The sequence below is a fragment of the Microcoleus sp. BM001215392 genome, assembly GCF_036700185.1.
GTDB lineage: Bacteria > Cyanobacteriota > Cyanobacteriia > Cyanobacteriales > Microcoleaceae > Microcoleus.
Map to the genome: position 1 here is coordinate 1 of NZ_JAUBOJ010000324.1, position 6,114 is coordinate 6,114.

General features: G+C 46.1%; 8 protein-coding genes and 1 pseudogene. 2 read left to right on the forward strand and 7 right to left on the reverse strand.

Annotated features, from left to right (window positions below; genetic code table 11):
• Positions 1-323 (reverse strand): annotated as a pseudogene (locus tag QT974_RS26260) (histidinol-phosphate transaminase); the annotation flags it as partial.
• A 74-nt stretch (positions 324-397) separates the two neighbouring features.
• Between QT974_RS26260 and QT974_RS26265 the strand changes: the two are divergent.
• Both QT974_RS26265 and QT974_RS26270 read left to right on the forward strand, forming a co-directional pair.
• Positions 398-550: a hypothetical protein gene (locus QT974_RS26265; protein ID WP_333471349.1), complete on the forward strand. Its 153-nt coding sequence runs from the start codon at positions 398-400 to the stop codon at positions 548-550.
• A gap of 62 nt (positions 551-612) precedes the next feature.
• Positions 613-900: a WGxxGxxG family protein gene (locus tag QT974_RS26270; protein ID WP_333471350.1), complete on the forward strand. Its 288-nt coding sequence runs from the start codon at positions 613-615 to the stop codon at positions 898-900.
• Positions 901-1,076: 176 nt separating this feature from the next.
• Here the strand turns inward: QT974_RS26270 and QT974_RS26275 are convergent, their stop codons facing one another.
• The 6 genes from QT974_RS26275 to gor form a co-directional block, all read right to left on the reverse strand.
• Entirely contained in the window at positions 1,077-1,784 is a 708-nt protein-coding gene (locus tag QT974_RS26275) for an ROK family protein (RefSeq protein ID WP_333471351.1), read from the reverse strand.
• Between the two features lie 164 nt (positions 1,785-1,948).
• A complete protein-coding gene (locus QT974_RS26280) occupies positions 1,949-2,638 on the reverse strand; it encodes a YqiA/YcfP family alpha/beta fold hydrolase (protein WP_333471352.1) in 690 nt (229 codons plus the stop codon).
• Positions 2,639-2,758: 120 nt separating this feature from the next.
• A complete protein-coding gene (locus QT974_RS26285) occupies positions 2,759-3,247 on the reverse strand; it encodes a Spy/CpxP family protein refolding chaperone (RefSeq protein WP_333471353.1) in 489 nt (162 codons plus the stop codon).
• A 20-nt stretch (positions 3,248-3,267) separates the two neighbouring features.
• The gene (locus tag QT974_RS26290; RefSeq protein WP_333471354.1) at positions 3,268-3,702 is read right to left on the reverse strand and encodes a hypothetical protein; all 435 of its coding nucleotides are present in this window, start codon (positions 3,700-3,702) and stop codon (positions 3,268-3,270) included.
• Positions 3,699-4,313 carry a sigma-70 family RNA polymerase sigma factor gene (locus QT974_RS26295; RefSeq protein ID WP_333471357.1) on the reverse strand — a complete coding sequence of 205 codons (615 nt, stop codon included), beginning with the start codon at positions 4,311-4,313 and terminating at the stop codon, positions 3,699-3,701. Before QT974_RS26295 ends, QT974_RS26290 begins: the two co-directional genes overlap by 4 nt.
• 306 nt (positions 4,314-4,619) lie before the next feature.
• Entirely contained in the window at positions 4,620-5,963 is a 1,344-nt protein-coding gene (gor, locus tag QT974_RS26300; RefSeq protein ID WP_333471355.1) for a glutathione-disulfide reductase, read from the reverse strand.
• Positions 5,964-6,114: the final 151 nt, after the last annotated feature.

The window sequence follows — 6,114 nt, forward strand, 5'->3', positions numbered from 1 at the left end:
CCCCCTAGCCCCCCCTGGTTAAGGGGGGGGACAGGAATAGATTCATCCCCTAGCCCGGGGATATTTAGGGATTCGTTGACGTATTGTGCGATCGCCCCTTTGAGTGCTGCGTGGCCTCCGTCGGGATAGCGATTTGTCTCAATTAGCTGCTGGTAAGTCCAAGCTAGCTTTTGTTTTAATTCCTCTGGCAAATCATAAGGGCATTCGTTGGTGTCGAGGCGATCGAGTACGCTTTCCGAGTGCGCCGATTCTCCTGAGGCGCCTCCGGGATGGGGAGTGTATGCGGTAAGTTCGGCTAAGTCTTTGCGGATAAAGGGAAGCATGATCTGATTTTAAATTTTTGATTTGAGATTTTTGTGAGCTTGCCCAGCAAGACAGAAGTCTAGAACAATTACAAATGCAAAAATTTAATTTTTTTACATCGCTGCTGGAATTTCGGCAGCATCCAGACTTACTTTTGCTGTATCAAAGGCGTCTCAACTTAGAATATAGCCTTTTCTATCTCGAAAGCAAGAGGAAAGAGGGAATTGAGTTTCTGTCGATCGATTGATGTGGGGGCTGCGACAAATTGATTATTTTGATAAAGTAACTGCTGACATTTGGAAACCAAGTATGAAAATCAATTCTTCGGAACTCTCTAAAAATGTGGCCGCTACCATGATAGCTTTGAGTTTGGCTGTTCTCCCTTCAGCGATGCCGGCAACAGCTCAAACTAATGGGGCTCCAGCACAGAACAATAATGGTTCTAATCGAGTTATTTTAGACACAACTCCGTTTCAGGAAAGCAAGGGGGACAACAATCATTGGGGTGCTTTGGGTTTGTTGGGCATCCTCGGCTTGGGAAATCTGTTTCGCAAGGATGAACCCAAACGCTACCGCGAGCCGATGGCTGGTGAATAATTGTTGGAAATGCCGAGCCTCTTTGAGGACTGGGCTAACGCACCAGCCAAAAACCAAATCCACTGTCTGGGATACAGAAACCGGGTTTTTTAAGAAAGTACAGGATTAATGCGTTTAATCCTGGCAAAAAACCCGGTTTCTTTGATGTTGACTGCCAGTTTTGCTACAAAGTTGATTCAATCGCGCCACAAAGCAATTCCGCCCAACAAACCGCTGACATTCGGTACTATTTTAACTTGTGGTGGTAAATCAAAAGTAATCTTTTTGGTATTGCCGCCGCCGATGTAAATGCGATCGCAGTTAAAGAGATTTTGCAGAGAGACTAGCGCTTTTTCCAGACGGCGGTTCCACCTTTTGGCACCTATGGTATCTAGAGCTAAACGTCCTAGTTGCTGTTCGTAAGTTTCTCCTTTACGAAACGAGTGATGTCCTAATTCTAGATTTGGCACCAAGATACCATCGACAAACAAGGCAGAACCGAAACCAGTACCGAGGGTAATTACTAATTCTACCCCCGTCCCAGCAATTGCTCCCAATCCTTGAATATCGGCATCGTTAGCCACTCGCACAGGTTTTCCCAAGCGATCTTTGAGGGTAGTTGCTAGGTCAAAATCGATCCAAGATGGATCTAAATTGACTGCGGTTTTGATGGTGCCGCGACACACAACGCCAGGAAAACCGACGGATACTCGGTCAAATTCGCCTTGTCCGCTGGCCAAAGAGGCGATCGTCTCTAATACGGGTTCCGGTTTCGGCGGTTGAGGCGTTTCTAAACGGCTGCGTTCTGTTTTGGGTTCACCTTCAGCATCCAAAACCATAACTTTGATGCCACTTCCGCCAATATCAACGGCTAAGGTGCGAGTCGATTTATCTTGTTCAGTCATTTGATTTTTGAAACTTACAAGTTGGTGAGTCAATTTTAGATTTTAGACTTGAGATTTGAGATTTACTCCACACAGGAATCTTGGAGTTTAAACGTCTATCTGAATTTTGTACTTTTCACTTCTGGCGTCTGAGCATTGTATCCATTTTTGGGCATCGTTAAATTTCAATTTTTGAATTTGCAAAACTTTTGCATCGCTTCCCAAATCTCGGCTAGGACATTTCCCAAAGAATGATCGTCTTCTAGTTCGATTAATTTGACCCAGGGACGATGTTCCCAAAAACTTCTGCTAGCTTGAATCGGTACAATCGTATCATGCTTGCCGTGCAGAATTAACGTAGGGACTGGTCGAATTAATTTTTCTTCAGGGTATTGATCCATATCTGCTATAAACTGATAATTCAACGGCAGATAGCGCTGTTCGCCGTAATGGTAAACAGGCAAATATTTCTCAGACTGCCATTTTTCTAACTGTTGCTGTCCCAACTGTGGCAGCCAGTGGGAGAGAAATTGAAAAGCCGGTGCTAACAAAACTATTTGTTTGATTGATAATTGTCGCTGGGCGAGCCAAGCGGCAGTCAGGCCGCCAAAACTAGAGCCAATGATTGTAACTTCCCCTAAATTTTTTACATTTTCTACAGATTTTGAGGATGGGGTTTGGAGAAATTCTGTTTCTATTTGCTGTAACTGACGGGTGAGGGTGAGGCGCGAAAAATCGTTTTGATTGAGATCGGGAGTTTTGAGATCGATGCTTAGGGAAGAAAAGCGATCGCGAAAATATCTAGCTTTTAGCGAATCGGGACTTGAAGCAAATCCGTGTAAATAAATGTAACTCGCATTGTTGGGTAGATTCATCCAGAAAATTTTAGGAAATTTACCAACTAATTATTTTAACTTAAAATCTGTAAAATGCGCAGCACACACCCGATAAAAACATTGGTTCATAGGGTGTGTCCGCTCTAAAATAAGAGCTAATTACTGCGGTTTAGGGGCGTTTTCCCTCCGGGTTTTAGCAGCATCCCGGCGCTGCTGCATCAGTTGAGATAATTGGGTGCGCTGTTCGGTGGTGAGAACTTCCCGCATGGACAGCGTATTTTCAAATCGCAGCTCTTGCAACTGCTGTGTCAATCCCATAATTTGGCGGTGTTTGTCGCGTATTTGGCTGACATTTGCCGTCGTACCCGACATCATCGTTTGCAATTCTTGTCTGGCTTGGCGGACAGCTTGCATTCGCTGCGAAACCTGGTCTTTGTAGCGATCGCGAAGTGCCTGCATTTTCTGCTTTTGATCGGCGCTTAAATTAAGTTTGTCGAACAGCCCGCTTTCTTTGCCACCAGCTCGATTGGGACGTTGGTTTTGGGCAATTGTTTCCGGTTGGTCAAGGCTGGGAGCGGCGGTTGCAGCGGCTGTAGTGCCGAGGGCAAACATTAAAAGAGCTACGGCAGAAATTCGGCGAATCGACATAAAAAATTACCTGTTTGAGATTAGTTATTTGTGGGCGGTTCACTATCAGCAGCAGTGCTGAAAGTCAACCAGTCTGTTTGCGGGCAATCGAGGAAGTTTTCGGTGTGAGAATCGTTCAATACACCCTCCCAATTATTTACCAGAAATGCTTCTAGATGTGCCGCTTCATCCGCGTGTAATTGTGAGGTAACTAGGGCCCGATAACCAGAGCCAAAAACTAGCAGAGCAGAGGCGATCGCAGCCGGAAAAATCCTTTTAGGAAAACCGAGAATTTTTGAACTTTTACTAGATTCAATAAATCGCAAATCCGTTAGAAGATTTAGCTCTGGTGCCCTGTCATGCCTCTGTATTTGTGCTAAGACTTTTTGCTCAAAGTCGGGGGCAGATTCCGGAACATTCGGGCGATATTGCTTTAAAAAGCTGACTAATTTTTTGTCGCTATTTCCATCGTTCATAGTTCCTCAACCCCCTGTTTTTGCAAAAATTGCCGCACGGAATTTCTGGCATAAAATACGCGAGATTTGACAGTCCCCGCTGGCAGTCCTAAAATTTGGGCTACTTCTTTTTGCGGGATGTCTTCTAAGTCGTGCAGCACCAAAACACTGCGGTGTTCAAAGCTCAATTGCTCCAGTCCTCGCTGCACTAAGTCTTGATAGTGCAACTGCATCAAGTCGGATGTGTTATTATTGGGAATAACCCGATCCATTGTTTCTTGATTTTTGAGTTGGGAGTCAAAAGAATGTTGTTTAGCAAATGCTTGTCTTTGGTCGGATGCCACGTTCCAAGTGATGCGATACAGCCAAGTTGAAAAGTTTTCCTGGTGTTTGAGTTTGGGTAATCCTTTCCAGACTCGCAGAAATACTTCTTGGGTTAAGTCGTCTAGAAGTGATGAACCGCAGAGTTGGTAAAGGGTTGACCTGACTTTTTGTTGGTAGCGTTGGTAAAGGTGGCGAAAGCAAGTACGTGAAGCCAAGCTATCCCGTAGGGAATCACCCTTTAAGCATTGATCGACTAAGTAGGAGTCGGAACAGTCATCGATTAAAACATTGGCTGGCACACCTAACACCTGTGAAGTATCCCTCACCTGTTCGTTATCTGAAGCGTTTAGACAGGAGATGTGCAACAAAGGTTCAAAGGATTTAAAATTATTTTTTTGTGAGCCGACGGGTGGAGCACACGGGTTGAGCAGGCGGGTGGAGCACACGGGTAGAGCCGACGGGTAGAGCCGACGGGCAGAGCCGACGGGCAGATCAGACGGGTAGAGCCGACGGGTTGAGCCGACGGCGGTTGAAACCGCGTCTACACAGACAAAACAAGCCGGACGCCGGTTGAAGAGAGAGGGAAACGGCATTGCCGTTTCCTGATTTGAGATTTATCGCAGAGTCACAAACTCTTCAGCAGTCGAGGGGTGAATGCCGATCGTCGAATCGAAATCTTTCTTGGTAGCTCCCATATTAACGGCGATCGCCATTCCTTGAATAATCTCGCCCGCGTCTTTCCCAACCATGTGCACGCCCAAAACTTTGTCAGTATTAGTTTCAACAACTAACTTGACAAAAGTCTTTTCATCTGCACCTGTCAAAGCGTGAAACATCGGTCGAAACTTGGCTGTGTAGCACTTAATTGAGTCGGGAAATTTAGCTTTGGCTTGTTCTTCAGTTAAGCCGACTGTGGCTGCTTCCGGCTGCGAAAATACCGCTGATGCGACATTTTCGTAACTAATTGCTCTCGGATTGTTGCCAAATTCGGTATCTGCAAAAGCGCGTCCTTCGGCGATCGCAATTGGCGTTAGATTAATCCGGTTGGTGCAATCTCCGACAGCAAAAATGTGCGGCTGATTGGTGCGGCTGTCTTTGGTAACTGCGATCGCACCTTTGTCGGTTTCAACTCCCGCATTCTCCAAAGCCAGTTTTTCCAAATTGGGCAAACGTCCGGTAGCGCACAAAACCGCGTCTACTGTCAAGGTTTCTGTGGATTTTCCCGACAATTGTAACTTCAAGCCTTCTGGGGTTTTTTCAATTTGTGCGATCGAGCTTCCGGTGACAAAATTGATGCCGTGCTTAACCATGCCTTCTTGGACGTTAGCGCGAAGTTCTTCGTCAAAGTAGTGCAAAATGCGATCGCGCCGGATGATTTGAGTCACCTCACTTCCCAACCCGTTCATAATGCAAGCAAATTCAACGCCGATGTAGCCGCCGCCCAAAATTGCCAACCGTTTCGGCTGCTCTTTTAACAAGAAGATTTCGCGGGAAGTGATCGCGTGTTCGATACCGGGAATATCGATTCTGTGAGCTTCACCGCCGACAGCAATTAAGATTTTAGCAGCGGTGTATTTTTTGTCACCGACTTCGACAGTGTGGGGATCGATAAATTTGGCGTATCCTGAGATTAATTCAACTCCGGCTTTTTCGAGGAAGCTGATGTGGAGTTTGCTGAGCCGCCGCACTTCTGTATCTACCGTGGTGACGAGTTTTTCCCAGTTGAAGCTGGTTTCTACAGGGCTCCAACCGTAGCCGATCGCGTCTTCGTAGAGGTGCGAAAATGTAGAGGCGTACACCATGAGTTTTTTGGGTACGCAGCCGCGAATGACGCAGGTGCCGCCTACTAAGTCATTTTCGGCGATCGCCACCTTCGCCCCGTAGGATGCCGCCCGTTTAGAGCTCGCCAATCCGCCAGAGCCTGCACCTATCACAAACAAGTCGTAATCGTATGTCATAATTGTCGCTAGTTTCCTATCTCAATTTTAGCAATTTTACGCTAGTCCGGCAGGGGTTTAAACCGCTGCCTCAAAGCTAAAGTCCTCGCTATGAGGACTGATAAGTTTTTTAGTTTTATGCGAAAGTTATCGCTTGAGAACTAATAAGTTC

Excerpts from the sequence above, each read along its gene's own strand:
- QT974_RS26265 (WP_333471349.1), top strand. The coding sequence starts at position 398 with ATGCAAAAATTTAATTTTTTTACATCGCTGCTGGAATTTCGGCAGCAT.
- QT974_RS26270 (WP_333471350.1), top strand. The coding sequence starts at position 613 with ATGAAAATCAATTCTTCGGAACTCTCTAAAAATGTGGCCGCTACCATG.
- QT974_RS26275 (WP_333471351.1), bottom strand. The coding sequence starts at position 1,784 with ATGACTGAACAAGATAAATCGACTCGCACCTTAGCCGTTGATATTGGC.
- QT974_RS26280 (WP_333471352.1), bottom strand. The coding sequence starts at position 2,638 with ATGAATCTACCCAACAATGCGAGTTACATTTATTTACACGGATTTGCT.
- QT974_RS26285 (WP_333471353.1), bottom strand. The coding sequence starts at position 3,247 with ATGTCGATTCGCCGAATTTCTGCCGTAGCTCTTTTAATGTTTGCCCTC.
- QT974_RS26290 (WP_333471354.1), bottom strand. The coding sequence starts at position 3,702 with ATGAACGATGGAAATAGCGACAAAAAATTAGTCAGCTTTTTAAAGCAA.
- gor (WP_333471355.1), bottom strand. The coding sequence starts at position 5,963 with ATGACATACGATTACGACTTGTTTGTGATAGGTGCAGGCTCTGGCGGA.